Below are 24941 nucleotides of genomic sequence, written 5' to 3' on the forward strand. Positions count from 1 at the left end.
CTCAACCGATCGGTCAAGAGGCTAAAAATACTGATAATCATAGATTGATGCCAGCACTTTTAACACCTCCCCCTATCGCTCGTAGAGTAGTTGGTGTCTAAAATACAGGCAGGTCTTCTGACTCTGGATCATCAATGTTTCGCGCCTTCCCAGACTATGCCAGTGGCCTTCACGAAACATTTCCCCATCACAGCGGCGGGACCGTGCAGGAATTGCACCTGCTTCCTTTTTAACCGAAGCACTCATGCTCCGATACCTGAATTTTTCATAAATTAAATTTTACGTTATCTCCTATGAGCTAGTCCATTGGTTTTCCGTCGGGATAATTCTTCGAGTTCGTCTTCAATATCTATGAACTTCACAAGCCACTGAATCCTCTGCTCCTTTTCCGAATTATACTTCCCTAAGATTTCTCCTCGCGCATCAAGCAACGCTTGCCTGTGCTCTTCCATCTCCTGATTCTTCTCTCGATCTCTCATCAGTCAGGCCTCCTTCAAGAGAAACAAAAAAAGCCTCTACAGAATACCTGTAAAGGGATATAGTGACTCCGCTAGCCGGATAATATACGCTGACTTCCCGACATAAACGACACCTCCCCTATCTTCCGTAGGTTCCTGTGTTGATCTGCAATGAGCAGGTTTCCTGGCTTTAGTTCATCATAGCCCCACGTCTTCCCAGAAAAAATCCAGTGACAATTTGTGAGGCAACTCCCTATTACAGTGGCGAGACCGCGTCAGATTTTACTGACTTCCCTTTTAAATTCTTTCCCTTAGAAAAGAATCACTCATTACCTAATATTTAATTGTCCTCATTATAACCTTAATTCTAAATTCTTGTAAACCCTGTCAGTACATAAATTTACAATTATTAGCACTGATTGTCAAACTAACTGATATATTGACTGGGTATTTCTATCCCCTATCTGACATAGTCATATCAAGGATGGGGGTGGGTTGGTGCAGTTCAATATTTACCAATTATTTGTTTCAACATTTATAATTCATATAATCGATACGTTTGCCTACTCTGTGCGGCTTAATTCTGTTAAAAGTCGGCAATTCGCCTTATCCAATACCCTCTTTAACCTATTCTATCTAATCTCTCTTACAGCACATACACTGCAAGCTCCTTTGTTTGGAGGTTTGATGGATAGTTCCATTAATCAAACTATCGACCCTCTTCCTACCATACGCAAGATCATTTGGGTAGCGACGGTAGGAACTTTTTTTGGCATAGTATTAACTCCCACTTTTTTAAAATTTTTTTCCAGAGCTGTAAAAAATCTTGAACGGTCTGGGTCTGTACCATTTGTTGTAATGGATGCTTTGAAATTTCGCAGTATCCGTAGATTTATTGAGAATGTTACTTTACCTTCAAAAAAGATGGTAAATAATCTGCCGTTTAAAAGAATACCTATTCAATTAATAGCTCTCAATTCTCTTGTCACCGGAATCTACACCATAGGGGTGATGTCAGCTTATTATGCTGCTTTACTTGTTGATGCCCAGCATCGCTTAGCGGCTTCCGCTTCGGCAGGAGTAATTAACAGTGCCGCAAATATTATCTTTATGCTCTTTGTTGACCCTAAATCTTCTATCATTACTGATCAGGCTTTAAAGGGGAATCGTCCCTACGAAGATGTCAAAGCGCTTGTCGTGATGTTGATGAGCGCCAAGCTAATAGGAACCATAATGGGACAAGTGCTCCTTACCCCAGTGGCCCATGCCATTGCAAATATTTATAAGTGATACTTTAGACTCCAATCCTCGTTCGGAAAATTAAAACTTCACATACCTTAGCCGACTTCAAACCCTCGAAAGGAGAAGGACAAATTCTGATAAGACCACTGAGTCAATCTCTGCAAATCCTGATTGCTCCTAGCTTCTCCGTTTCAAAAACTGCAGGATTTATTTAGAGGGTATAATCTCACCAATAGAGAGTCCTAGTCCTTAGAAATCAATTTTGGGCAATTCGTATCCACCCAATCCAGTAGTTCCTGGACATTATTCACAGTTAAACCACCATTTGTCTTGGTTCTCTTCACAAGGACTGTCTCAATCCCCAATTCTAAAGCTGCAGAGATTTTAGTATCGGTCCCACCAGCCGCTCCACTATCTCTGGTTAGGAGAATATCTGCTCCATAGAATTTCAACATTGCCTTGTTGATCTCCTTCGAAAATTGCCCTTGCATCGCTACGATATCCCTCGGAGAAATGCCCATATCTTGACACTTTTGGACTAAACGCCCTTCAGGAAGAACCCTAACAACTAATCGTGCAGAGCGAGCAAAGGTGCTTTGCACGATGCTTTCCAGTTGGTGGCTGCCCGTCGTCACGAAAATCGTTATTATTCGTCTTTTTGTTTCATGCATTGCACCGACTCGCAATTCTAACTGAAGCAAAGCTTCCTCCCACGTAAGAACTGGATATATTAATAAGCTGTCTGGAATGACAGTCTCTGGTCTTTCTAACCTAAGATAAGGAATGCCCTTTTGCTCACACCATTGGCGTAACGGGGCAAATTTTACACTGCTGGAAGGAGGGCTGGCATCAAGTATTAAGGAGGGCTTCTGCAAAAAAGCCTTTTCCGTCCATGTTTGTATTCGTTTAAACTCTATCCCCCTGTTTTTAAGACACTCACAGATTTCACGCGCTGCCGCCGTTTCTCCCAATAACATGATCATTATTGTTAGCCTCCATATACCCGTTATAAAAACAAGTGTAACTCTATACACGCCTAATGTGTATGGGATATATGACACCTTTGTTTATTACTAATGTGCATGTCTATGATATATGCCGGGAGTATGTTGGTGTTCATGAATTATAAATTCATGTTCATGAACATGGGAGTGATAGCCATTTTTAGGTATTTCATGATCAGAATGGCCGTGTGTATGGTGTGAGTCGTTATGGTTATGCCTATGCTCGTGTTCCGTTGTTTCGTGTTTATGTAAATGTTCATGGTCTTCTTTGAGCAAAAAGACTGCCCCAATAATCATGATAGGAAGAGAAAAAAAAACAACGTGCCTTGGCTTTCTCTGAACAAGAGCAAAGATAGTGCTACTCCAACAAAAGGAGCCGTTCCGAACAAAGCACTTGTCCTAGCAGACCCTAGTTCTCTCATGGCTCGAATAAATAGTACGATACTTAGCCCGTAACTGAAATAGCCTAAGACCATTGCCAGAAGAACAAATTTGAACGCAGGTAACGGAAAACCCAAAATAACGGATAGAATTAAGGAGAAAGTACCGGCACTTAATCCTTTGATTGTAACAATCGAGAGAGGGTCTTTGTCCGAAACGTTTCGTGTGAAATTGTTGTCTATCCCCACAGAACACAAGCACTAATTACTCCAATGGCACTCCATGAAAAACCCCACTGCCCGAATGAATCCCATGAGAGCAAAATACTTGCCATGGTAATCAGTAGTACAGCAATCCATATCCTTTTTCCGACAGTCTCTTTAAATGCAACGACAGCAATTACGGTAGTTGCCACACCCTCGAAATTTAGCAAAAGAGAAGCCGTAGAGGCCAGTGTATTTTTCAGGCCAAACATCAGTACAATGGGAGCTACTATCCCACCGACAAGTACAGCCCCCATGATCCAGAGCCAATCATTTCTGGTCAGGCTTGCCTCATCACTGAAACGTTCGTCTAATCTGTGGAAGTATCTCTGTACATATCTGTGTAAGTAAAGCCCGATACCACTGCCAGGATATAGAAATGATGCCATTAGAGTCGGTGCAATTTCACCTAAAAGCAGTTTCGAAAGAGGGGCACTTGCACCAAACAAAGCAGCGGCAATTACTGCTTGCAGCATTGGGGTAGTATTTCTGTTCTTCATTTTTATTTCCTCTTGTCAAGTATTAACCCGCTCTTTCGATCTTGGCGGGGATGCTTCTAAACAAATCTTTCCTTGTTTTCGGTAAAGGGGTAGATGGAGGCAGCCAGCCTTTTTGCACCAACTCGCTGTGCAGCTCTATTAGCCAAGGAAGGGTTAAATCTGCCTGTTTAACAATCTCTGTTCGCCGAAATAACTCACCAGGGTCACCATGAGCGATGATCTCTCCACCGAACATTATAGCCATCTTGTCTGACCAGGAATAGGCTAAGTCAACGTCATGGGTGGACAGAATAATCGTCTTACCCTCAAGACTCAGCTTTTCCAGGAGCAACATGAACTCTTGGGAGTGACGAGGATCCAACCCAGCTGTTGGTTCATCAAAAATGATGACATCCGGTTCCATCGCCAGTACTCCTGCGATAGAAACCCTTTTTTTCTGCCCATAACTCAACAAGTGCGTTGGCTTATCTTCTAGATCCATGGTTTCTGTATCGATTAGAGCTTGTTTCGCTCTCTCGATCACGACTTCTTCTGGAAGTCCAAGATTGAGAGGGCCAAAGGAAATATCCTGCCAAACGCTTGCCGAAAACAACTGACTATCTGGATCTTGAAATACGATGCCCACTTGCTTGCGTAATTCAATAAGAGCCTTGTTTTTGTAAGAGATATCTTCTCCCTGGTACTTGATGGTCCCTGAGTTGGGGCGAAAAATCCCGTTAAATTGCATAAATAACGTGGATTTTCCCGCTCCGTTCGATCCCAAAATGGCAAGTTTTTCCCCCTTGTGAACTTGCAAATTAACATTGCGCAAGGCCTTTGTGCCATCTGGATAAGAATACTCTAAATCAACTGCTTCAAGTATGAGCTCGGACAAACGTATTACCTCCAAAGTAAATTCAATAAGATTAAAGGGATCTCGAACCCAGTTATCATAAGATAATTTCTGAGGCTAACAGGACGTTTCTTGGCAAGCACTTTAATCTCCCCCGAGTAACACCGCGCAGCCAGTGCATTGTATAGCTCTTGGGATTTAACAAAAACTTTCCCTAATAGTGCTGAGGAGAGCCGACTCAACGAACGAAAAGAACTTTTCAGAGAGACATAGCCTGATCGAGAAAGCTGAGCACGACGAATCGTGGTGGCTGTGTCCATAAAGACAAAGATAAAGCGATAAATCAGCACCATTAATTCGGTAATAATCATAGGAACTTTCAGCTTGTGAAGTACTGTGATTATTTCAGTCATGGGTGTGGTTAGGGCTAGAAAGTAAAGACAGGAAACAGCCCCTAATGATCTTAGAAAGAGATGAACTGCTGTGATCAGATCTGGGTAGTGTATTCCTACGGTTAGACCATGAATGGTTTGAGCTAGCCAAAATCCCGCAGGATTGGTCGAGACTGAAAAAGCAATCGTTAAAACGCTAATCAGGAGAAACGAAAGAGGAACAAGCATAAGCTTGACAAAAACTCGGGTGGGGATGCCTGCTTTGACGATTATCCCCCCCGCCATTAAAGCTAAGACGATCAGAGGAGTGATTACCGTGGTAGCGGTTAGACACACTACCATGGTAACCATCGCAAAAAGAGACTTTTCCGCTGGGTGAACTGTTTTTAGATTATTGCTATAGGCGTAACTATCTATGTCAATCACGTTTGTTCTCTCTTACTGGCGTTGTATTTTCCTTTCGAAAGTCCAATAAAATAAAAGACGAATCCACTTCCGATGGCTGCTTGCAAGGCAAACAAAAAAGATTCTATTTCTCCGCTGGGCGGTTCCCACAAGGGTGTAAACCAAGGAGTATAATTGGGATTGAGCGTGCTGATTGCTGTTGATGCTTGAGCATCAGCTCCGGCAAATTCGGCATTGTGCGCTATAAAAAGCGGACCAAAAGACAGTACAACTACTATTACTAGTAATATTGCATTCTTGGCTATTGGTTTCATGCTTTCACCCCCTGTTTCTTGATGGGTAACTCTTTCCCAGTAAATACGCCTAAAAATCCCAACTCTTTTTGATTGTAAGCACTTAGGATATTAATGACTAGAACGGTGAGGATACCTTCGCTTATAGCTAAGGGAACTTGAGTGACCGCAAAAATGCTCATGAATTTTATTACGGAAGCCATTACTCCGCCCGAAGCTGCGGGGAACGCTAGCCCTAATTGAATGGATGTCGTGATATAAGTCATTAAATCACCTATAGTCGCGGACAAGAAAACTGAGAGCCATAGGGGAGCTCCGAGTTTCTTGGCACCCTTATAGATACCATAGGAGACAAAAGGACCAACAATCCCCATGGAAAACGTGTTTGCTCCAAGGGTCGTTATACCGCCATGGGCGAGTAGCAAAGCCTGAAAGATTAAAACAATCATTCCCAAGACGGTCATTGCTGCCGGTCCGAATAGTATGGCACCTAGACCTACACCTGTCGGGTGCGAACAACTACCCGTTACGGACGGAATTTTCAAGGCAGACAAAACAAACGCAAAAGCTCCAGCCATACCGAGTAGCATTTTTAAACTTGGATGGAGTGTCACCGTTTTCTTAATGGAACGTACTCCAGCGATAACAAACGGAATCATGGCCAGCCACCAGAAGGCGGCCCAGTTAAAAGGCAAGAATCCTTCCATAATATGCATAGCATAAGCATTATTGGGAAAGACGATATAGATAGCCAAAACGTAGGCTATTAATAAGCTGATCTGTTTAATCATACGTAGATTCATAATAATCATCGACCCCTTTCATTTGAAACGTCAAACTTCAAACCTATCCTTCATTGATTCAGCTCTTACATTTCTCATCCACTCCTATAAAAAAAAATAAAGAGACAACCTCACATTACTCATCATAAAGACAGCAATGTATCGGTTGCCTCGAACGGCGCGTTCTCTTCCGCTTTCAAGTCGCATTCGCATTTTTGATAGCAGATCCCGCTTGAACAAGACTTTTACCCTGCAGGTCAGTTTCCCTCGGGAAACTATTTATGTACATTTAAAAATATATAAAAGCCCTCCAAAATATGAAGGGCTGAATTAAATAATTCCTGCCACCCATCCATCGTGAGTAAAGCAAATAAGCAATCAGGTCTCCTGGCTCAGGTTCCTCGTTTAGTGCCTCCTTCCCAAGTTTCCTCAGTGGATGTGGCACAAACTCCCCATTACAGTGGCGGGACCGCGCCGGATTTAAACCGGCTTCCCTGTTATGATTTCTCGGCTAAGAAAAATCGCTTGCTCGTCTATTAAATTTAAATTAAATTTATCACAAAAGCAATACTTGGTCAAGTGCCTAAGGCCCAACTAATCTTAATACTCTATACCCTCGCGAGCCATGACGCCCTTTTCCATGGGATGTTTGCGGGCAGTTATTTCTGAGACATAATCCGCTAACTCAATCAGCTTTAAGGGGGCATCCCTCCCTGTCAGAACGAGTTCCAATTTTAGTGGCTTAGTCTTAACAAGCTCGACTACTTCCTTCAGGGGCAGGTACCCGCAATTCACCGCAGCCATAATCTCGTCCATGATGATCAAATCCCATTCTCCGCTCATGACGGCCTCATAGTATAGTTCAGACCAATCCGCATTTCTCCTTTTATTCCTCCCATTTCTTCCTCTGTCATTCCCCAACTGAATTTGTCATTTTCTTTCTTACTAAAGAGCTGAAAGCACGGTCCTAAACTGGCGATAAACTTCATTTCTCCGGTAGTCCATCCTTTTAAAAATTGAACCATGAGGACCTTAAGTCCCTGTCCATACGCCCAAATCAAGGCCTATCCCGTTTAACTTAACAAGGCTGCCCGTGCGTCGATCTATTTTAATCGTCTTATCCACCTTATTACTCTGCACCATTCTTCCGCACCTGGCTTTTTGTACGTTTTCTTTTACCAGTACCGGTAACCCTGTTTCCGTTCTGTCCATAACTTCCTGAAACGTACAGTCATAACCAGCTTGTTCCAGTTTTCTGAGGATAGTAGGATCAAAAATACCATTGGTAACCTTGGCAGCGTTTAAGGCCAAGTAAACAACATCGGCCAATATATTAGAAACTTGATAGGTACCGTCTGCCCCAGTGTTTATACGGGCCAACTCACTTTGGGGATCAAACCGACTCAAGACCGCTTCTACCTCGGTGAACCAGGTCGGCAGCAAATTCAGATAATTTTTTAGTTTTTCCATCCGTTCAATAGTAGTGATTACCCGCACATTTACGGATGTATTCATAGCCTCAAAAGCTATACCAATGACCTTCTTCATAAATCAGACACACTACGAAGCCTGGGTAGTGGATTGCTTGGGATTCTGCTGGATTTGGGAGGAATCTAAAGTTGAAGGAGTCGAGGGAATTGAAGTTGAAGTAGCGGCTGTAGAAGGCAAGGCCTGATTATTTTTCCCATATTTCTTACCTTTTCCATCGTGTTTGCCATTGTGTTTATTATCGTCTTTGTCATCATCTTTTTCATCGTCAAAGTCATACTCATACGAAATACCTGTGCTCACTACTTTACCCTGCCCCGCAGGAGCTACTGTAGTATTAACTGAACTCGCAGGTAATACTACAGTATTAGTCGTGGACTGAGGAGAAGAAGGACTTTCCAGATTACCCAGTATCATAACAAGGGCAACGACACTTCCTGTGGCAAAAACCAAACTAACCAACGTGCTTTTGTTCTTCATGTAATTCTCCTTTCAAAATAAGTCTTCGATATCTCACATCTTCTCAAGCGGGTTGCGATGATATTAACTATAATTGACTAAACTGAAATCAACCTGAAATGTACCTTGAGCAATAAGAAAACTCCCTCTCATGACTCTAGCCAATGACAGGGAGAACAACAAAATAGTTAGTCACGTATATTTAATTTCTTGTACCAAAGGTGATGTCGATTTTTCACATATTCCAAGTCAACCTTTCCTGTCAACATCCCATTAAGTAGTGGGCGATTTTCGCGAATGTAAAAAGCAAGAAGGTGTGCAACAATTCCAATTATCAATGCTGCTGTTGCTACATTGTGAAGTTCGCCTATAACCTTCAACGATTTTTCAAGGTCCTTGGTAGAAGGGAATTCCTTTAGCAGTTTTACAATTCCAGTAAGAATCAATACAGATATACAGATGAAAATGTAGGTGTACGCAACCCGTTGCTCTGCCAGGTACTTGTCATGTTGAGGCTCAGCTTTTCCGAGCAACATTGCCTTGATGATCTTGAATGATTGTTTGATGTCACCCTTTCGCAGTAATAAGCCAAACTCTTTGCGGATAAGGTGACTAATAACGTGAAAACAGGACGCTAGTATTAGGACAGCGGCCGCCATGTAATGGATAACTTTGATTTCACCTATGGCACTAATGATGAGCAAAATAGTTGACAATGCAATTAACCAATGCTCAATCCGGACAGATTTACTATGCCGTACCACCATTTTCCTTTTGGGGCTTAACATCTCATTTACCACGATTAACCCTTCCTCTCAATAAATCATCCTGGACGTTGACATGTCATCATAAACAGCCGTCTTCTTTAAGGCTGATTTTGTAGTTTTCTAGCATTTTATTTAAATGACTTTAATCTATCCTCCCATTTGAAAAAGATGGCGAGTTCTTGAACAAAGTCTTGATAGTTGAAACTGTCGGACTTTGCCTTGTTATACCATTTCCTTACGGTTTCGATAATCCAGTGTGGAAGGGCTTTTCCATCAATTAAGTGATAGTGTTCCTTGTATCCTTCTTTCAAGTATTTCCACCTGTTATCGTTTCCTCGTTTCATATATTCAGAGACATCAAGAAGTTTGGCTCTGCCTTCGTGGAGGAGGATGTTTTTCAAATGAATATCTCTTGGGTTTAGTCCTCTGTTAAAGGCATAATTCCTCGCATTTTCTACATCCTGTATGGCTTGTTTCGGTATATGAATGCCTTTTAACAAACAATCGTACAGAGTTATTCCCTCTTCAAAACTTATTACAAGGAAATTCAATCCACTGCCATAACAAACAGGAAAATATCCTGAATGACCAAGTTTTAAATACACCTCTTTTTCAATTTCTATCTTTGCAAGCTTGTCAATACGAAACACCTTAAAAGCATAGTGTGGTGCATGAACAAAACGAAATACTGCGGCATCCGTACCCACTCCTATACACTGGAATTTATCAGAGTTCCCCTTTACGGTAACAAAATCATTTTCTCCATTAGCTGTAACTTTTACTTTACTTAATTCTTGCGTTGCAATATGCCACGTCATTGGATCACACCCTTTGATCTATTTATATACAAATGCAACCACCAGAATCCTCTAGAAGGCTCTAATATGTGGGCCGCAGAGTATGAATGTATCCATTTGTTCAAAAATATATCACTCTTCGGAAATTACAGCACTTCTCTTTTCCCGCCTTGCATTAAACCCTGTAATAACAACAGGCAGAAATGAGACTAGAATTATCCCGAGTATTACATACGTGAAATTGTTTTTGACTGCTGGAATATTACCAAAAAAGTATCCGCCCATCGTAAAAAGTAATACCCAAGCAATGCCACCTATTGAATTGTACATCATAAATTTAGCAAAGCTCATTTTACCTATTCCTGCTACAAAGGGCGTAAAAGTACGCAATATGGGTAAAAACCTAGATAGTAATATTGCTATCCCCCCATGCTTTTCATAAAATGCATGAGCTTTTTCAATATATTCCTTCTTAATAATCCGATTAATAAATGTGAATTTACTGTTTTCAAGAATTTTATGACCTATCATTTTCCCTATGAAATAGTTTAGGGTGTTTCCTCCAACCGCTGCAATGATCAAAAGCACTACTGCCATCTCAAAATCCAAAGCCCCGGTCGCACCTAAAGCTCCAATCACAAAGAGCAATGAATCTCCCGGCAGAAACGGTGTAACAACCAGTCCCGTTTCACAAAAAATAATAAGAAACAGTAATAAATACGTCCATGCGCCATAGCTTTGTATTATCTCAACCAAATGCTTGTCTATGTGTAATACAAAATCTACTAATTGAGTAATTATCTCCATAAAATCTCCTCAGCCTTTGTTTTTCGTCAATATTAATTAAAAAGATTCTTTAAAAAGTTATCGGCAAACTGTTTGAAATATCCACTGATCAAATTTTCCGGTGAATTTCCGAATATATAATTGATAATCCTCACAAATCCATCATATATCTGTGCATTGTATTTAAATGCCAATATTACTGCAATTACAAGTAAAATTACAAACACAATGACAAGAAATAAGCAGCCTGTGAGTACTACCTTTGCGACTTTTTTTCCTAGCCCATTCTGTCTAAAATTATGTTGAACTTGTTCAAAATCCATCTTTTTACCCCTTCTTTTATTGATAAGCTTCAAACGTCTCGTAAAAATCATGTTCAACTTCAAAAATACTTGTATACCTTTGATTGACACCCATCAGCCTTTTTAAAAATAATAGTTCCTTTGGATACAATTGCAATTCGTCATACCAGGGGCGCTTCTTGAAACCTCTGAGTTCAAAAGAAGAGTAATACAGGTGCAGAAGGAAGTCTCCCAAAAATGCGAAGTCCATATCTGCCCTGTATTTCTCGTTATTAATCCAACGAGCTAGCCCAAAATCAACAAGGTTAACCTTTTGACAATCATACAAGGTATTTGGCACCCTTATGTCTCTATGGACTATGCTCTTTGAATGCAAATACTTTAAAATCTCGACAACCTGGCGTCCTACTCTGTATATCTCTTCTCTTTCAAACACGTGCTTGTCAAGATAAATAATGTCCTCGAACGTTCTACCTTCCTTGAATTCAAGTACATAGCCGTTGAAGTCCTCACGCTCAATCTTTTTAATAAACCGGGGAACGCTCTCATGCTGTAAGCTCCTTAGAATTTCTTCCTCAAACCGGACCTTTACCCCAGCTTTCTTCAGCATTGCTCTTTTTAGTTGCTTGAGTATATACGATTTTTGACCATCAGAAACCAGATAGCAGATACCAAACCGCCCTTCTCCTATTGTTTTCTCGATTGTATAGTCTGCGATCTGCTCTGAGGGCCAATATTGTTTGTCCCGTCTAAATAGGCTTAGGACCATGAACTCTTACGGCGATGACGACTTGAAGAATGCCCCTTGCTATCGTCTGAACCGGACCGTGAATGCCCTTTCGAACCTGTCAGGGCTTCAAAGATTTTACCAAGTATTCCTCCCGAGCCATGCGGCCTTTTATAATGTCCGCCGCCATGATTCTGATCCGGGTAATGTCCTTTATTTTTTGATCTTGAAAAAGAGCTCATAGTGAATCCTCCCTATTAATCGTTATTTAGTGTCTTTGCGTTTTTAGTCATGATGCCCTTCACCCTGCTTGAATCATCACTTCCAAGTGCATCAACAGGAAATGTGCTGACCACAATATCACACCTCGGTATTTTCACTGAAATCGTTTCCCTGATTTCGTGAACCATAGTGTGAACCGTTCTTTGGCTTTGATTTGGGTCAATACCGACATTAATATTGATATACCGAACTGCCCCTGAGGGTCTAATTCTGATTTCATTAATCTGAAGAACACCTGATATTTTGCTGATTTCCTTTTCGATCATTTCCTTCATGCCATTTGGTGCTGTATCCAACAAATCATCAATGGTCTCCTTACCAAGCTTGATGCTTACCTTAATAACAAGTAGCGCAACGCCTAAAGCCGCTATTGAGTCTGCGTACTTCAAAACAGGTATGTTGAAGTAATCACCGATCCATACAAAAACTAAGCCCCCAATAACGACTGACGAGCTCCATACGTCACTACTGAAATGAAGTGCATCCGCTTCCAAGGCCTGGCTACCATGTTCCTTGGCAGCTTGCTTCAAAACTTTCACCCTTGAAGCATCAACAATGATTGAAATACTCATCGTTAATACACCCCATTGAATTCCAACCAATTCCACACCTTTGCCGAAAAAAAGCTTTTCCACCGTTTCATAAATAATCCAGCCACAGGTCATGAAAAGCAAAACTGTTTCGATCAGCGCAGAAAAGCTTTCGATCTTGCCATGTCCGTAGTGATGCTTGGCATCTGCTGGTATGTCGGAAAACCTTACTGCAAAAAATGTTATAACTGCAGCACATAAATCCAACGCTGAATGCAGTGCCTCGGATAAAATACCTAGGCTGCCTGTAAAAATACCCACTACAATTTTCATTGATGTGAGGAAAATTGCTGCAAAAACAGAACTCAACGCTGCCTTTTGTTTATCAATCACCATGATTTTCCCCATCCTACTAACTTATTTAAGCACGCAAAAAAACACTGATTTTTTTAGTTACGCACGATGGAATGTCTAACTTTAGACACCCATTAATGGTAACAAATCAGAGTGATTCATACTGTGCTTGTATTTGCTCCCATAGAAGTAGAAACAGAGGAAAGGGAATAAGTGAAGAATAGAAACTTTAGAAAAGCGCATAAATCGCATATTGAATAAAACTAAGAGAATAGTTGCTAAAACAACCCTATTCAATAGTATTTGTGGCAACCTAAATAGTTTGTTAACAAATGACTTTAATTTCTTGAGTAATTTTCTCAGATTTGCGACTGGTTTGTTATCATTTATAATATACTTAAACGAGCTTTCATAATTATGGTGCTCAGAACTCTCAACTAAACTATGAGGCATATACACAGACATCAACGAAAATAGTAAGAGGAATATTATGCAAAACAATTTCTTTTTATGTATGATGCTAAAACGAAATGAATTCACGAATACCACCTCCGATTTAACCAAAATACCTGTGGGACTATAATTTTATTAGAATTATAGTCCCACAGGTATTTTATCCTGCTGCCGGCTCTTGGCCAGCCCAGCCCCACACACTTTATAGAAGTGTATCGCCTGCTCTATTAGTTAAGATATTTAATTTTTCATATTATATGTTAAACAAATTAATTTGTCAACAGAGCTTTTGTACGATCTCAATTAGTTTGGTTGGCGGAATATCGAATTAATTTCTAACAAAACAAAACCTGTAATGTACAAAAAAGACCCTGGAGGTCTGACCCTAAACATGGGCGTTCCATGATCTTTCAATTTCCCAAAAAAGGCTCATACCATGATGTGTGAAGCAGATACCTATCTCAAAGACCTTTCTTGGTTATCCGTATGGTTATAGATTAATATAGAGTTATTAGCTCTGTTATCAGGATGGGTTACAGGTAGCGATGCAAAAAGCTGTTCAGTATAGGGATGAGTTATTCTATAGGTCCCATCCCTGCTATCGATGACTTCCACCAGCTTGCCCGCTTGCATCACCATAATTCGATCACATATGTATTTTACCACCCCTATATCATGCGAAATGAACAGGATAGACATCTTAAACTCTCTATTCAACTCCTTCAATAATTGGAGAATTGAAGCCTGTGCTAAAACATCAAGATTTGAAACAATTTCGTCGCAGATCAAAAGCTTCGGTTCCAAGAGAAGTGCACGGCATATATTAACTCTTTGCCGTTCTCCTCCACTTAAAGTTTTGGGAAATCGATCCAGAATTATTTCCTTGAGCCTTACTCTTTCCAGCATCACCTTAATTATCGAATGCTTCTCTGCTCGGTTAAGATTATAATGGTTGTCTAGCGGTTCGGACAAAATGTCCCTAATAGTGAAAGAGGGATTAAGCGAAGACATGGCATCTTGGAAAATTACCTGACAGTTTTTCCTGAAGGTTTTCAATTTAGATCCTCTAAATTTTTTTATGTCCTCTCCCTGAAATACAATCTTGCCTGATGTCAAGTTTTCCAGCTTTACAAGTTGGCGAGAGAGGGTGCTTTTACCACACCCGCTTTCCCCAACAATTCCTACAATTTCATTATGCTTAATACCAAAACTCACATCACTTAAGGCCATAATCAATTCTTCATCCCTGCTCATCAGAGAAATACTCTTTTTATAATATTTATTAAGCTCAAATACCTCCATCAACATACTAAGCCTGCCTCTTTTCTAAACGTGGCAGAAAGTAGGGATTTAGTGTAGGGCTCCTGAGGATTGTTGAATATCTTATAGACGTTCCCTTTTTCAACAACTCTTCCTTCTTTCATTACAATGACATCATCGGCGATCTCCGCCACCACACCAAGATCATGGGTTATCAAAAGTAGGGAGACATCAAACATTTTCCTAATCATACTAAACTGCTTCAAGATCTCTTTCTGAACGATGGCGTCGAGGGCAGTCGTCGGCTCATCCGCAATGATAATCTCCGGCTTCATCCAGATCGCAAGGGCAATCATCACCCGTTGGAGCATCCCTCCGCTTAATTGAAACGGATACTGATCTAGTATAATGTTGGAATTCACGAAATTTAGGGTGTCTAGGATCTCAGCAATTTCCTTGTAGAACTGTTTATTTTCGCTCATACCATGGCTTTTGGCAAATTTAAAAAGTTGCTTCCCAATTTTAATACTTGGATTCAAGGAATTCATCGGATGTTGAAAGATAGAAAATATATGTCTCCCTCTAATTTCGCGCATTTCTTTGAAGCACAGATCCAACAGGTTCTTATCCTTAAATATCACCTTGCCACTCACCTTTCCGGGCAAAGGAATCATATTGATTAACGACAGGGCGGTCATACTTTTTCCGCTTCCACTTTGTCCCACGACACAGGTTATTTTCCCTACCTCGACCTCGAAGCTTATGCTGTCAACTACCCTAAAACTTCCTTCAGGTCCATTGAAACTCACACATAAATCTTCGACTTTGAGTATACTCTCCACTCTCGCTCATCCTCCTTTAGGCTTTACTCCTTCGATGACGATTCTTCGATGAGGACTTAGAAGTTTTTGTTTAAAAGGCATCGCATTTTTCTCTGCCTCTGCTACTTTTTCCAGCCCGTAGGTTTTAACATTACTTAAGCCACATTTATTAGCCAATGAAACACTAGCGCGGGCGTTTTCATCCTTAATCATTGGCAGGCTTCTTTTGAGTTCTTCGTCATAATCTTGTTTGTGACTCCAAGGATTTTTGAATTCTGTTACAGCAACTAAGAGTTTACCGATAAAGATCTTCAAGGTATAAAGGGGCTTTCTATAAAACCAATCTCCATCCATAATGACAAGTTTACCTCCCGGCTTCAAGACCCTTATCCATTCCTGGATGGCTTTTTCAGGATATTGCATCGTCCAGAGTATATGCCTATTAATGACTAGATCATAGGTGTTATCAGGTTCATCGAGGTTTTCGGCATCCCCATAACTAAATTGAATGGGAAGACCTTTCATTTCTGCCTTCCTTTTGGCTTCAGACATCATGCCCTCCGATATATCTACACCCTTAACCTTATGTCCAAGTTCCGCGAGCAAGAGAGCCAGAAATCCCGTCCCAGTTCCTACGTCCAATATCTTTAGGTTTTTTTTACCCGCAATTTGTTGCAGAGCCAGTTTCCACTGCTCTGTTTCTCCAAGGCTCTTTAACCCATGAGCATATTGTGCATCATAGTCTTTAGCATGGATATCCCAGCTTGACGCAACCTTCTGTCTGATACTGCTATCCATCAAATGTCGCCTCCCTGTATTCCGTATTTTTTCTTCAATGATTCTCCCAGAAAGTTAATGGCAAGTAAGGAGACTACAATCATTAGCCCCGGAAAGACTCCCCCCCACCATGCTCCAATCAGCATGTCGTTTTGGGCATTATTGAGCATATTTCCCCAGGATGGCGTCTGGGGCGGTATACCAATGCCCAGAAAGCTTAAGGAAACCTCGGTAAAGACTGCATGGGCGCAGTTAAATATAGATATTACAAAAATGGCTGAGAGACTATTTCTCAGTAAATGGTTTACAAGGATCTTCCGAGGTGGAGTGCCAAGAATATGTGCTGCCTTGACAAACTCTTTCTCTTTGAGTTCCATAAACTGAGAACGGACAATTCTTGCCGTGGTCATCCACCCTGTCAAACCAATAATCAAGATTAAACTAACGGTACCGCCTCGTGTAATCGCCTGTAAAGCCATCATAATAATCAGAGTAGGAATTGCCAGCAAGGCTTCCAATATGCGCATCATCAAGCTATCCCACCATCCCCCTATATATCCACTGATGCCGCCAAACAAGGTTCCAACGACTGTCGATAACAATACTGACAGGATTGACACGCTAAGGGATATTCGTCCTCCATATAAGATTCTTGAATAGATGTCTCTACCCATATTATCCGTACCAAATACATTGTTGGCACTCGGCGAAGAAAACACATTTTTTAAGTTTACTTCAGTTGGATTATGGGTTGCAAAAACATTCGCAAAGACAGCCAAAAGTACAATAACAGTTAGTATTCCTCCCCACAAAAGCAGGGAACGATCACTCTTAGTTGTTAATCGCTTAAAATTTTTCATTTTGCAACTTGTCTCCTAAGTTTAGGATTAACGAGCAGGGATAGTATATCTGTGATCAGCAAACTTGTAACAACGATGATTCCTGCCAGCATAATGCAGCCCATCAGAACGGGGTAATCCCGTGTAGTTGTTGCCTTAACTGAAAGCTGTCCTAACCCAGCCCAAGAAAACACGGATTCAATAACGATTGACCCTCCAAAAAAACCCGGTATAGTAATGCCCAGATAGTTAATATATGGCACGATGGCATTTTTCAGGATTCCTTTCACCAGAAACCGTTCCTCCATACCGTTGGCACGGGCTACCTGTACATAATAGAGTTTGTTTTCTTCTTTAATTTTCTCCTGGATAAACCGTGCATAAAGTCCGATATGGGCAGAGGCCATGACAATTGTCGGGAGAATAAGATGCTTAAGGCGATCAACGAAGTCACCACCCTCTCTAAGACTTTCCGTTCCCGATGAGGGCAGGATGTGTAGATAGACAGAAAAAACAAGAATGCCTATGATCCCCAACCAAAAGGCTGGAATAGAGCTAAAGATGATACTCGCTACCGACAATCCCTTATCCCAGAAGGAGTCTTCATGAAGCCCCCCTTTAAGTCCTAGGAGAATCGAAAATACGATAATTAGGATCATGGAACTTGAAAAGAGAATGAGAGTATGGGGAAGCCTCTCGCGTAGAATGTCTATGACCTTCCTACCTTCACGGTAAGATACGCCCAGATCGCCCTTTAGCATCTGTCCCGCCCATTTCAAGTATCGCTCAGTTATGGGCTTGTCTACTCCGAAGGTGTTGTTAATTCTTATTCGTTCAGCCGCTGTTAGCCTCTGAGCTTGGCTTCCAAACAGTGCTAAGGCCGGGTCTCCAGGAGCCGCATTGATGATGGCAAAGGATATTATACTTACAAAAATAAGCACGATGAGCCCTTGAGCCACCCTTCCCAAAATAAAGCGGCTAATCATTCATCGTCCACTCCTCAAGATTCCACAAAAAGCCCGCTCCATGGTGTCCAAGCGTCCGTTCTTTTATTCCGCTGATCTTCTTGTTGGCACCGTAAAGCGCTTTTAGATAAACGATAAAGTTATAGGGTGGATCTTCAGAAATCGCTTGCTGGAATTCCTGATACAATGCTTTCTTCTGTTCAGGATCAACCGCGATTCTTCCTTTGAACAAGAGCTCGTCAACTTTCGGATCATTATAGGAACCGAAATTATACCCATTGTTGCCAATTTGGCTTGAATGGAAGAGAGAGTAGGTCATGGCATCAGCATCGAACGGACTACCCCAGCCCAAGACAAAGGCATCACATTTATCTATCTTGATAACGCTCCAGTCAAGGGCGTCAACTTTCACCTCGGCTCCAATTTTTTTGAATTGCGAGGCCAGATAGTTTGCCATATTAACCCTTACTTCGTCGGTAACCGGAGTCGTGAGAGTAAAGGCAAGTTTTTTGCCGTTTTTCTGCCTGACACCATCACTGCCTTTTATCCAACCGGCTTTATCTAGAAGTTCTTCAGCTTTTGGCTGATTATACTCGTATTTTTCGATAGCGTCGTTTTTATACTGATTCATCTGTATCGGAGAATAAGCGGCCGATCCATAGCCCATCAAAATCCCATCTACCACAGCTTTCCTATCTACAGCATAGTTGAAAGCCTTCCTTACATTGACATCCTTCCACAAGTCATTGTTCAGATTGTACATCATACACCTGTAATCAGCCGTAGGAACCTTGTACACAGTCACCTTACCTGTCTTCTCGATTTTTTCAACCTGACTGGGTTCAAGAAAGGCCATGTCAACTTCTCCAGTTTCAAGTTGAAGCGCTCTTACATTTCCATCAGGCAAGAACTTAAATACCACCGTATTAATTGAAGCTACTTTACCATTAAAATCTTTAAAAGCTTTGAGAGTAAGACTTTTTCCTTTTTCCCATTTATCAAACATATACGGCCCAGATCCAATCGGTTTTTGATTAAATTCGGCTGTATTTATGTCCTTACCATCAAAGGCATGTTTAGGAACAATACCGATCGTCAACTTATCTAAAATTGAAGGAAAGGGATCTTTTAGATTGACCTTTACCTCATAATCATCAACAGCTTCAACTGATCTAACTTCCAAGAACTCAGCTTTCTGTGTTGAAGTCGTTTTTGCGTCGAGGATACTACTGATCGTAAAAGCAACATCTTCAGCCTTCAACTCTGTTCCATCCTGAAATTTGATTCCTTTCTTCAATTTGAAGTCATAGACAAGGTTATCAGTGGATACCGTATACGATTCGGCGATGTCTTTCTGTGGTACGTTCTTTTCATCGAACCTCATCAGGCCCCTGAAAATAAGGTCATCCAAATTCGTTGTCCCTAAAACTGGATTTATTTTTTCATACTCGGTCTCAGCCGCATAGATCAGGGTTTTCTCACTCTTCGTTGTTTTGGTTGGAACTGTATTTGAAGTTGTGTTTGAACACCCTGTCAATAGAACAGCTACGAGCAAGGTTGCGACCATTAAAATAGATATAGATTTTTTCATCCTCATCCTCATTCTCATTCCCCTTTCCCTTTCCCTTCTCCTTTAAGTTTTTCTTTGGCGCTAACTCCCTAACATTGGTTTCTTTAGATTATCCGAGTCTTCTACGTTAATACTTGGATCTGTGCTCTGGGGATGCCCCTTACCACCTCCTTTCAAGGGTAAAAAAGAGACCACGAAAGTCTGACTCTACTAAAAGTCAGACCTCCATGGTCTTTGCAAATACCTTCATGGTCTTGCTCTGCGATATTTTTCTTTGTTCAACTGTATTCTCTCGCCATTCCACAAATTTCTTCTAAGTTTACGTTTTTCCCATCCCACAGACTGGACAGTTTTGAATGGTCAGCGGCACCTCGAGTCCGCACTCGTCCATTAAGTCTGCATTCACAAGGATTTCTGACGTAAGTCCGTCGGCTATAATTTCTCCGTTTTTCATGACAATAGTCCTATCACAACTCTCGTAGATCATATCCAAATCGTGACTTGTGATAATTTTCGAGTGTTTAAAGCTCTTCAACAGCTCTATGACCCTGCGTCTGGATTTTGGATCGAGCGCAGCAGTGGGTTCATCCATTAACAGAACATCCGGTTGCATGGAAAGCACGGAGGCAATGGCCGCAGCGCGCTTTTCCCCTCCTGACAGTTTAAAAGGTGCTCTGTCTTTCAAATGAACTATTCCGACCTTTTCTAAGGCTTCAAGGACACGTCGTTCGACTTCCTTTTCGTCAAGTTTATAATTGCGAGGGCCAAAGGCGACATCATCATAGACAGTTGTCATGAATAACTGATCGTCTGGGTCCTGAAAGACCATACCCAATCTTTGCCGAATCATGGGGAGTGTCTTTTTTGCAACTCGAACATCTCCCACACAAACTTCACCCTGGCTCGGAAAAAGAACCCCCATAAGCAACATGAGTAGCGTAGATTTTCCTGCTCCGTTGGCTCCTATGATTCCCACAGACTCGCCATGATGGACGCAAAAGGAGATCCCTTTGACCGCTTTATGTTCATCTGGATAACTATAATGCAGATCCTTTACCTCAAGTTTATGATGACTCATCTTATCACTTCCATAATCAATGAACCTATGAGCATAGGAATATTGTAAATTCTCGTTGCTATAAAAAACAAAACCCATCCGACTATATAAGTCAGGTCCCAGACTATTATTTTCCCGTAGTTTCCGGTATGGTACTCCCCTGTAAAGCCCCTTAAACACATAGCTTCATAAATCCGCTGTGCTCTGTCAAATGTACGCAATAGAAGCTGTCCCGCCAATGACCCCCAAGCACTCCGGTGAATACCCTTTTGTTCCGGAGCACGCAGTGAATAAGCCCTTAATGTCCGAGCAACCTCCTCCATCAATACGGAGATGTACCGATAGGTTAAGAGCAGCTGAATCACAAATATGCGAGGTACTTTCAGCATTCTCAACGCCCCTGCAAGCCGGTCCATCCCTGTGGTGGCAATAAGTAGAAGGGCCGCGGAGACTGTTAATGCGCTCTTTATTAAAAGAGACAGAAATGTAATCCAGCCTCTTGATATTTCTATTCCGCTCAACAAAAAGATTTGATGGTCAAAAAAAGGATTTAGTATACCTATTCCGATAATCAAGGGTGAAGCAAGTAGCATCCTCTTGATTATTGGCCCTACCGGAAGTTCTGCCAAGACAAAGACCATTACCGGATAAAAAAGAAGCGGAATTAAACCACTAATTTCGTATTTTCCAAAGGATACGACCACAGTTAGATAACTAACTGTGGTCAACAATTTCGCAAGAGGATGTAATCTGTGAATGGTAGTTTCCTTTCGGGCCAAATCATCGAGAATCCGCATATTATACAATGAGTTCATTATATTCGGCATATTAACGATCCAATCCTAATTTTTTCTATTTAAGCAAGGTATCTGCCCCACCTCAGAACTATTCAAGCTGAGGTTCCATTTTTCCTTCTTTTAGCCAAACTAATGCCTGACCCCACAAGACCCGCCAAAACAAGCGTCATCCCGCCACCTATCAATCCTGAAGTGCTCGTTCCTCCACTTACAGCGGGCCAAGCCGCTTCGCTTTCTCCAGCACTTTGTTCTGTTCCTGTTTTTGGTGCCTTAAAGTCATAACCAGGCAAAAATGCCGTTTTATTTTGTATTTCAGACAGGCTTTGATGAATGCCATCTTGGGCCTCCAACTCTTCTACACCCGCAGTCTTAAACATGGACCATTCCAAACCATCTGGATTTGAAGAGGCAAACCAGGATAACACTACCCCTGTAACCAGCGCAACTGCAACAAGTCCGGTAACAACCTTCTTAATGGAGATATCCCCAATAGCCTCTCCTGAGCCGGCCTTTTCAATAATTTCTGGGCGCGACTTCCAAATAAAAGTTACAATAGCGGTTGTGACAAGGCCTTCTACTACACCGATGGCAAGATGAATGGGCTGCATTAATAAGACAAATGTTCCAAAAGGTAATTCGGTCTTTCCGGAAAAGAACGTTTCCAGTACGACCCCGAAAGCACCCATCTGCAGGCCGATAATAGCAGTAAGCATAGACGCACCAAATATTCGCTGAGTAGAATACCCTTTTCGCATGAGCATTTTATAAATCAAGGGGTAGGCAATAAAGCATGGGAAAAAACCGAGATTAAAGACATTACTCCCTAAGGCCAGCAAGCCTCCATCTGCAAAAAACAAAGCTTGTATTGTGAGAACTGACGCCATCGTTAGGAAGCCCGCATAGGGACCAAGTAAAATTGAAAGAATTAACCCTCCTCCAAGATGTCCGCTGGAGCCTGTTCCCGGTATTGAGAAATTAATCATCTGGGACGCAAAGATAAACGCTCCCATGACTCCCATCAAAGGAATTTTCTTTTCATCCATTTCATTTTGCACTTTCTTAATCGAGTAAGCCGCAACACCCGCTGTTGCAGCCCACATAGCTCCACCAACTATGGGTGAAATCAGGGCATCTGCCATATGCATAAATATCTCTCCTTCTTTTTCTTAGTTGAACAAGTGCCTTATTTTTATGGCTAGATATTTTTTATTCAATCACCTTCCTTTCAAGTAAACAAAAAACCATGAAGAAGACTCTAGCGAGTCAAACCTCCATGGTTTTTGCAAACACCTTCATGGTCTTGCACTGCGATATCATTTTTTATATCATTCTACACTCTTTCGCGAATTCCTGCCAAATAGTTCCTCGTTATAAAATAAATATTCGAATAAGCATGATAAGTCAGGAAACTCTTTTGGTACCAAGAATTTAAACATCACAACTTCAAAAAGATAGATCATTTTTCAATTGGAAAGAAGGGATTAACTCTTTTATGTAGAATACTATTGACATAGCCTAAATATTTTGACATAGCCTAAATATTCATTATGAAAAAAGAGACCATGGAGGTCTTGACTTGACATTAAGTCGGGTCATTCTTTCCATGGTCTTTTTCATTTTACAAGGAGGTGATTATAGGCATATGAGCCCCTGCCGGATGTCTTTCCATAGTTTGTAATGTAATGAATTCCACGTTCCAAAATGCTTTCAAAATCTTCCTGCCTCTTACGTGCGAAAATGTCAACTCATCATCCCTAAGGAGAGTTTGGATCCTTACGGAACACTATCAACTTCAGACCCGATGATAGCCTGATCTGACCGTCACGATATCATTGGGTCTGACCCCTAACTTAAAATGATCCTTTCCCAGGCAACAACTTTTGAGCTTGTTCTGGTAAAGCTTTAATAATTCTTAAAAGAAGGAGCTAACTGCCATGTGTGAATCAAATGTCTATCTCAAAGATGGAGAAAGCGAAGTAATGCTCATGGAGTCTGTTGATATCATCGAGCCCTATGAAACTGGCCTTAAACTAATGGACATTTTCGGAAAACAATTGTTTATCCAAGCCAAAATTAAAGACATGACTCTTCTCAACCACCGTATTATCTTAGAAAGATTGCCATTAGATAGCGTCAAAGAAAGCCCTAAGTGCCTATCTCTGACTGCTATCTAATGTCTAAGACAGCTGCCGCTCTCCAATGAATCAAATTCTAATAAAAGCCAACACCCTGGGCTCTTTTTTGAGAATCCAGGGTGTTCTTATGGCATGGGCATTTCTGAATTTACTCAATTTGATTCCATAATTAGCAACAGTTTGTCAATAAGGACTCTAGTGCTTATTACTATTGAACTCGCCAATCTGGGAATTACATGACGTTTTGATCAGATTAGTCATGACTCAGTACTTTTTGATATCTTACGTCAATGTGCTAAATTTTGATGCTCCCGGTAGATCGGGAAAAAGTGATAAGTGATTTATGTTCATTCTATTTAGAGCTTTTAAAATGGGAGTTCTTTCAGTGTTAGGCAACGTCAGCTTGAGTAATATTACTTTTGCTTTGCTAACAACACTAAAATTTCTCCTTACCCACTGTTCAATGTCTACTCCTATTGGAGACTTTGTAAACAGACCGCTCTGGTTAGCCAACCTTGAGTCATCATCAAACAAAGGTTTTATGTACTTAACAAATAAATCATCTTCGCTTGTGCCAGGGTTCTTCATTTTCAACTCGTCATTTTTGACCATTACCGCTCTTTTAGCAAAGGAATAGATAGCTCTTTTACCTTGTTCTTTACTCTCCTTACAAAATGCAAAGTAGGCGGCGACAAAAGGTGAGATTGTCCACTCTAAAAGTGGCGTGACAAGGCTGTAATGCAAACCTGATGCCCACCACTCATCATCCGATTCCATTTTTTCCAGATTTAATCCCATCCTATCCCTGGCAGCATGCTTAAAGTTTTTAAGATGCATTAAACTATCATTTTCATCGGACTTTTTCAGCATTCTATCCCAAGTTGATTCCAGTAACCAGTCAGCGGACCTCTGACCCCGCCAAATATAATTACTAGTGTTCAATAGTCTCCCTGTTACTATGCTAGAAAACTCTTCCCAAGAGGAAAGATCAGCAGCAATTACGCCTTCACTAAGATTGCTGGTTATATAATCACGTGTCAATATCATGATTTCCCCTCCTCGAAAGAGTACACTGTTTTAGAATTGAGGATATCTATCTATAGTTTGATCTATAGTTGCCTTGCCAATTCCTCTGGAAGCACCTGAGATTATAAAGGTTTTTGCTTTGACATCCGAATTCCTCTCCAAATATATACCTCGAACAGTGCTTGCCTCCCCATGAT

At 41.2% G+C, this 24941-nt stretch carries 32 protein-coding genes and 4 riboswitches; of the genes, 2 read left to right on the plus strand and 30 right to left on the minus strand.

Features of this window, described 5'->3' with window-relative positions; translation table 11 throughout:
- Positions 1 to 90: 90 nt before the first annotated feature.
- Positions 91 to 275: riboswitch (cobalamin riboswitch) on the minus strand.
- A gap of 9 nt (positions 276 to 284) precedes the next feature.
- On the minus strand, positions 285 to 479 hold the full coding sequence (locus DSBG_RS00400; protein ID WP_068962248.1) for a hypothetical protein: 195 nt from the start codon (positions 477 to 479) through the stop codon (positions 285 to 287).
- Between the two features lie 136 nt (positions 480 to 615).
- Positions 616 to 803: riboswitch (cobalamin riboswitch) on the minus strand.
- A gap of 153 nt (positions 804 to 956) precedes the next feature.
- On the opposite strand from DSBG_RS00400, the gene DSBG_RS00405 reads away from it, so the two are divergent.
- The gene (locus DSBG_RS00405) at positions 957 to 1748 is read left to right on the plus strand and encodes a lipid II flippase Amj family protein (protein WP_068962249.1); all 792 of its coding nucleotides are present in this window, start codon (positions 957 to 959) and stop codon (positions 1746 to 1748) included.
- A gap of 194 nt (positions 1749 to 1942) precedes the next feature.
- On the opposite strand, the gene DSBG_RS00410 is transcribed toward DSBG_RS00405, so the two are convergent.
- The 28 genes from DSBG_RS00410 to DSBG_RS24175 form a co-directional block, all read right to left on the minus strand.
- Positions 1943 to 2683 (minus strand): precorrin-6A/cobalt-precorrin-6A reductase, encoded by a 741-nt coding sequence (locus DSBG_RS00410; RefSeq protein WP_068962250.1) that lies wholly within the window; start codon positions 2681 to 2683, stop codon positions 1943 to 1945.
- A 314-nt stretch (positions 2684 to 2997) separates the two neighbouring features.
- Positions 2998 to 3333, minus strand: coding sequence for an EamA family transporter (locus DSBG_RS23490; RefSeq protein WP_242877364.1), 336 nt, complete (start codon positions 3331 to 3333; stop codon positions 2998 to 3000).
- Positions 3324 to 3848: a DMT family transporter gene (locus DSBG_RS23495; protein ID WP_242877354.1), complete on the minus strand. Its 525-nt coding sequence runs from the start codon at positions 3846 to 3848 to the stop codon at positions 3324 to 3326. Before DSBG_RS23495 ends, DSBG_RS23490 begins: the two co-directional genes overlap by 10 nt.
- 22 nt (positions 3849 to 3870) lie before the next feature.
- Positions 3871 to 4722, minus strand: coding sequence for an energy-coupling factor ABC transporter ATP-binding protein (locus DSBG_RS00420; RefSeq protein ID WP_068962251.1), 852 nt, complete (start codon positions 4720 to 4722; stop codon positions 3871 to 3873).
- 5 nt (positions 4723 to 4727) lie between these two features.
- Positions 4728 to 5498: a cobalt ECF transporter T component CbiQ gene (gene cbiQ / locus DSBG_RS00425; RefSeq protein ID WP_068962252.1), complete on the minus strand. Its 771-nt coding sequence runs from the start codon at positions 5496 to 5498 to the stop codon at positions 4728 to 4730.
- Positions 5495 to 5791: an energy-coupling factor ABC transporter substrate-binding protein gene (locus DSBG_RS00430; RefSeq protein ID WP_068962253.1), complete on the minus strand. Its 297-nt coding sequence runs from the start codon at positions 5789 to 5791 to the stop codon at positions 5495 to 5497. The genes cbiQ (DSBG_RS00425) and DSBG_RS00430 overlap by 4 nt, the downstream gene beginning before the upstream one ends.
- The gene (locus DSBG_RS00435; RefSeq protein WP_068962254.1) at positions 5788 to 6573 is read right to left on the minus strand and encodes an energy-coupling factor ABC transporter permease; all 786 of its coding nucleotides are present in this window, start codon (positions 6571 to 6573) and stop codon (positions 5788 to 5790) included. The genes DSBG_RS00430 and DSBG_RS00435 overlap by 4 nt, the downstream gene beginning before the upstream one ends.
- Before the next feature lie 339 nt (positions 6574 to 6912).
- Positions 6913 to 7096: riboswitch (cobalamin riboswitch) on the minus strand.
- Between the two features lie 56 nt (positions 7097 to 7152).
- A complete protein-coding gene (locus tag DSBG_RS23895) occupies positions 7153 to 7395 on the minus strand; it encodes a cob(I)yrinic acid a,c-diamide adenosyltransferase (protein ID WP_282434181.1) in 243 nt (80 codons plus the stop codon).
- Positions 7392 to 7577, minus strand: coding sequence for a hypothetical protein (locus tag DSBG_RS23900; protein WP_282434182.1), 186 nt, complete (start codon positions 7575 to 7577; stop codon positions 7392 to 7394). Before DSBG_RS23900 ends, DSBG_RS23895 begins: the two co-directional genes overlap by 4 nt.
- Before the next feature lie 7 nt (positions 7578 to 7584).
- Positions 7585 to 8100: an FAD:protein FMN transferase gene (locus DSBG_RS00445; RefSeq protein WP_068962255.1), complete on the minus strand. Its 516-nt coding sequence runs from the start codon at positions 8098 to 8100 to the stop codon at positions 7585 to 7587.
- Positions 8101 to 8112: 12 nt separating this feature from the next.
- The gene (locus DSBG_RS00450) at positions 8113 to 8520 is read right to left on the minus strand and encodes a hypothetical protein (protein WP_068962256.1); all 408 of its coding nucleotides are present in this window, start codon (positions 8518 to 8520) and stop codon (positions 8113 to 8115) included.
- Between the two features lie 167 nt (positions 8521 to 8687).
- On the minus strand, positions 8688 to 9299 hold the full coding sequence (locus tag DSBG_RS00455) for a cytochrome b/b6 domain-containing protein (protein ID WP_242877355.1): 612 nt from the start codon (positions 9297 to 9299) through the stop codon (positions 8688 to 8690).
- A 95-nt stretch (positions 9300 to 9394) separates the two neighbouring features.
- Positions 9395 to 10084, minus strand: coding sequence for a protein kinase family protein (locus DSBG_RS00460; RefSeq protein ID WP_068962257.1), 690 nt, complete (start codon positions 10082 to 10084; stop codon positions 9395 to 9397).
- 111 nt (positions 10085 to 10195) lie between these two features.
- The gene (locus DSBG_RS00465; protein WP_068962258.1) at positions 10196 to 10870 is read right to left on the minus strand and encodes a DedA family protein; all 675 of its coding nucleotides are present in this window, start codon (positions 10868 to 10870) and stop codon (positions 10196 to 10198) included.
- Between the two features lie 32 nt (positions 10871 to 10902).
- Positions 10903 to 11172, minus strand: coding sequence for a hypothetical protein (locus tag DSBG_RS00470; RefSeq protein ID WP_068962259.1), 270 nt, complete (start codon positions 11170 to 11172; stop codon positions 10903 to 10905).
- 16 nt (positions 11173 to 11188) lie between these two features.
- Complete coding sequence (locus DSBG_RS00475) at positions 11189 to 11920, minus strand: protein kinase family protein (protein WP_068962260.1); 732 nt, start codon at positions 11918 to 11920, stop codon at positions 11189 to 11191.
- On the minus strand, positions 11911 to 12120 hold the full coding sequence (locus tag DSBG_RS00480) for a hypothetical protein (protein ID WP_068962261.1): 210 nt from the start codon (positions 12118 to 12120) through the stop codon (positions 11911 to 11913). The genes DSBG_RS00475 and DSBG_RS00480 overlap by 10 nt, the downstream gene beginning before the upstream one ends.
- Positions 12121 to 12135: 15 nt before the next feature.
- Positions 12136 to 13086, minus strand: a complete 951-nt coding sequence (locus DSBG_RS00485) for a cation diffusion facilitator family transporter (protein ID WP_068962262.1) — start codon at positions 13084 to 13086, stop codon at positions 12136 to 12138.
- Between the two features lie 553 nt (positions 13087 to 13639).
- A riboswitch (NiCo riboswitch) is annotated at positions 13640 to 13734 on the minus strand.
- A 219-nt stretch (positions 13735 to 13953) separates the two neighbouring features.
- Positions 13954 to 14805, minus strand: a complete 852-nt coding sequence (locus tag DSBG_RS00495; RefSeq protein WP_068962264.1) for an ATP-binding cassette domain-containing protein — start codon at positions 14803 to 14805, stop codon at positions 13954 to 13956.
- On the minus strand, positions 14799 to 15599 hold the full coding sequence (locus DSBG_RS00500) for an ABC transporter ATP-binding protein (protein ID WP_068962265.1): 801 nt from the start codon (positions 15597 to 15599) through the stop codon (positions 14799 to 14801). Before DSBG_RS00500 ends, DSBG_RS00495 begins: the two co-directional genes overlap by 7 nt.
- 6 nt (positions 15600 to 15605) lie before the next feature.
- Positions 15606 to 16376, minus strand: coding sequence for a class I SAM-dependent methyltransferase (locus tag DSBG_RS00505; protein ID WP_068962266.1), 771 nt, complete (start codon positions 16374 to 16376; stop codon positions 15606 to 15608).
- Positions 16376 to 17215, minus strand: coding sequence for an ABC transporter permease (locus tag DSBG_RS00510; protein ID WP_068962267.1), 840 nt, complete (start codon positions 17213 to 17215; stop codon positions 16376 to 16378). Before DSBG_RS00510 ends, DSBG_RS00505 begins: the two co-directional genes overlap by 1 nt.
- The gene (locus DSBG_RS00515) at positions 17212 to 18180 is read right to left on the minus strand and encodes an ABC transporter permease (RefSeq protein WP_068962268.1); all 969 of its coding nucleotides are present in this window, start codon (positions 18178 to 18180) and stop codon (positions 17212 to 17214) included. The genes DSBG_RS00510 and DSBG_RS00515 overlap by 4 nt, the downstream gene beginning before the upstream one ends.
- Positions 18173 to 19768, minus strand: a complete 1596-nt coding sequence (locus DSBG_RS00520; RefSeq protein ID WP_068962269.1) for an ABC transporter substrate-binding protein — start codon at positions 19766 to 19768, stop codon at positions 18173 to 18175. The genes DSBG_RS00515 and DSBG_RS00520 overlap by 8 nt, the downstream gene beginning before the upstream one ends.
- A gap of 280 nt (positions 19769 to 20048) precedes the next feature.
- Entirely contained in the window at positions 20049 to 20807 is a 759-nt protein-coding gene (locus DSBG_RS00525; RefSeq protein WP_068962270.1) for an energy-coupling factor ABC transporter ATP-binding protein, read from the minus strand.
- A complete protein-coding gene (gene cbiQ / locus DSBG_RS00530) occupies positions 20804 to 21613 on the minus strand; it encodes a cobalt ECF transporter T component CbiQ (protein WP_068962271.1) in 810 nt (269 codons plus the stop codon). The genes DSBG_RS00525 and cbiQ (DSBG_RS00530) overlap by 4 nt, the downstream gene beginning before the upstream one ends.
- A 62-nt stretch (positions 21614 to 21675) precedes the next feature.
- Positions 21676 to 22728, minus strand: coding sequence for an energy-coupling factor ABC transporter permease (locus DSBG_RS00535; protein WP_068962272.1), 1053 nt, complete (start codon positions 22726 to 22728; stop codon positions 21676 to 21678).
- 468 nt (positions 22729 to 23196) lie between these two features.
- Positions 23197 to 23322 carry a hypothetical protein gene (locus DSBG_RS24175; protein ID WP_348980951.1) on the minus strand — a complete coding sequence of 42 codons (126 nt, stop codon included), beginning with the start codon at positions 23320 to 23322 and terminating at the stop codon, positions 23197 to 23199.
- A gap of 195 nt (positions 23323 to 23517) precedes the next feature.
- Between DSBG_RS24175 and DSBG_RS00540 the strand changes: the two genes are divergently transcribed.
- A complete protein-coding gene (locus DSBG_RS00540) occupies positions 23518 to 23757 on the plus strand; it encodes a CooT family nickel-binding protein (RefSeq protein WP_068962273.1) in 240 nt (79 codons plus the stop codon).
- Positions 23758 to 24000: 243 nt separating this feature from the next.
- Here DSBG_RS00540 and DSBG_RS00545 read toward each other — a convergent pair whose 3' ends face one another.
- The gene (locus DSBG_RS00545; protein WP_068962274.1) at positions 24001 to 24765 is read right to left on the minus strand and encodes an FRG domain-containing protein; all 765 of its coding nucleotides are present in this window, start codon (positions 24763 to 24765) and stop codon (positions 24001 to 24003) included.
- Positions 24766 to 24941 lie beyond the last annotated feature (176 nt).

The sequence above is a fragment of the Desulfosporosinus cupriresistens genome (assembly GCF_001707885.1).
In the GTDB taxonomy this organism is placed as follows: Bacteria; Bacillota; Desulfitobacteriia; order Desulfitobacteriales; family Desulfitobacteriaceae; genus Desulfosporosinus.

Excerpts from the sequence above, each read along its gene's own strand:
- DSBG_RS00410 (WP_068962250.1), bottom strand. The coding sequence starts at position 2,683 with ATGATCATGTTATTGGGAGAAACGGCGGCAGCGCGTGAAATCTGTGAG.
- DSBG_RS23895 (WP_282434181.1), bottom strand. The coding sequence starts at position 7,395 with ATGAGCGGAGAATGGGATTTGATCATCATGGACGAGATTATGGCTGCG.
- DSBG_RS00400 (WP_068962248.1), bottom strand. The coding sequence starts at position 479 with ATGAGAGATCGAGAGAAGAATCAGGAGATGGAAGAGCACAGGCAAGCG.
- DSBG_RS00465 (WP_068962258.1), bottom strand. The coding sequence starts at position 10,870 with ATGGAGATAATTACTCAATTAGTAGATTTTGTATTACACATAGACAAG.
- DSBG_RS00445 (WP_068962255.1), bottom strand. The coding sequence starts at position 8,100 with ATGAAGAAGGTCATTGGTATAGCTTTTGAGGCTATGAATACATCCGTA.
- cbiQ (WP_068962271.1), bottom strand. The coding sequence starts at position 21,613 with ATGCCGAATATAATGAACTCATTGTATAATATGCGGATTCTCGATGAT.
- DSBG_RS00470 (WP_068962259.1), bottom strand. The coding sequence starts at position 11,172 with ATGGATTTTGAACAAGTTCAACATAATTTTAGACAGAATGGGCTAGGA.
- DSBG_RS00510 (WP_068962267.1), bottom strand. The coding sequence starts at position 17,215 with ATGAAAAATTTTAAGCGATTAACAACTAAGAGTGATCGTTCCCTGCTT.
- DSBG_RS00525 (WP_068962270.1), bottom strand. The coding sequence starts at position 20,807 with ATGAGTCATCATAAACTTGAGGTAAAGGATCTGCATTATAGTTATCCA.
- DSBG_RS00505 (WP_068962266.1), bottom strand. The coding sequence starts at position 16,376 with ATGGATAGCAGTATCAGACAGAAGGTTGCGTCAAGCTGGGATATCCAT.
- DSBG_RS00535 (WP_068962272.1), bottom strand. The coding sequence starts at position 22,728 with ATGCATATGGCAGATGCCCTGATTTCACCCATAGTTGGTGGAGCTATG.
- DSBG_RS00540 (WP_068962273.1), top strand. The coding sequence starts at position 23,518 with ATGTGTGAATCAAATGTCTATCTCAAAGATGGAGAAAGCGAAGTAATG.
- DSBG_RS00485 (WP_068962262.1), bottom strand. The coding sequence starts at position 13,086 with ATGGTGATTGATAAACAAAAGGCAGCGTTGAGTTCTGTTTTTGCAGCA.
- DSBG_RS00450 (WP_068962256.1), bottom strand. The coding sequence starts at position 8,520 with ATGAAGAACAAAAGCACGTTGGTTAGTTTGGTTTTTGCCACAGGAAGT.
- DSBG_RS00480 (WP_068962261.1), bottom strand. The coding sequence starts at position 12,120 with ATGAGCTCTTTTTCAAGATCAAAAAATAAAGGACATTACCCGGATCAG.
- DSBG_RS00520 (WP_068962269.1), bottom strand. The coding sequence starts at position 19,768 with ATGAGAATGAGGATGAGGATGAAAAAATCTATATCTATTTTAATGGTC.
- DSBG_RS00435 (WP_068962254.1), bottom strand. The coding sequence starts at position 6,573 with ATGAATCTACGTATGATTAAACAGATCAGCTTATTAATAGCCTACGTT.
- DSBG_RS00545 (WP_068962274.1), bottom strand. The coding sequence starts at position 24,765 with ATGATATTGACACGTGATTATATAACCAGCAATCTTAGTGAAGGCGTA.
- DSBG_RS00460 (WP_068962257.1), bottom strand. The coding sequence starts at position 10,084 with ATGACGTGGCATATTGCAACGCAAGAATTAAGTAAAGTAAAAGTTACA.
- DSBG_RS00475 (WP_068962260.1), bottom strand. The coding sequence starts at position 11,920 with ATGGTCCTAAGCCTATTTAGACGGGACAAACAATATTGGCCCTCAGAG.
- DSBG_RS23495 (WP_242877354.1), bottom strand. The coding sequence starts at position 3,848 with ATGAAGAACAGAAATACTACCCCAATGCTGCAAGCAGTAATTGCCGCT.
- DSBG_RS23900 (WP_282434182.1), bottom strand. The coding sequence starts at position 7,577 with ATGGTTCAATTTTTAAAAGGATGGACTACCGGAGAAATGAAGTTTATC.
- DSBG_RS00430 (WP_068962253.1), bottom strand. The coding sequence starts at position 5,791 with ATGAAACCAATAGCCAAGAATGCAATATTACTAGTAATAGTAGTTGTA.
- DSBG_RS00515 (WP_068962268.1), bottom strand. The coding sequence starts at position 18,180 with ATGATTAGCCGCTTTATTTTGGGAAGGGTGGCTCAAGGGCTCATCGTG.
- DSBG_RS00495 (WP_068962264.1), bottom strand. The coding sequence starts at position 14,805 with ATGTTGATGGAGGTATTTGAGCTTAATAAATATTATAAAAAGAGTATT.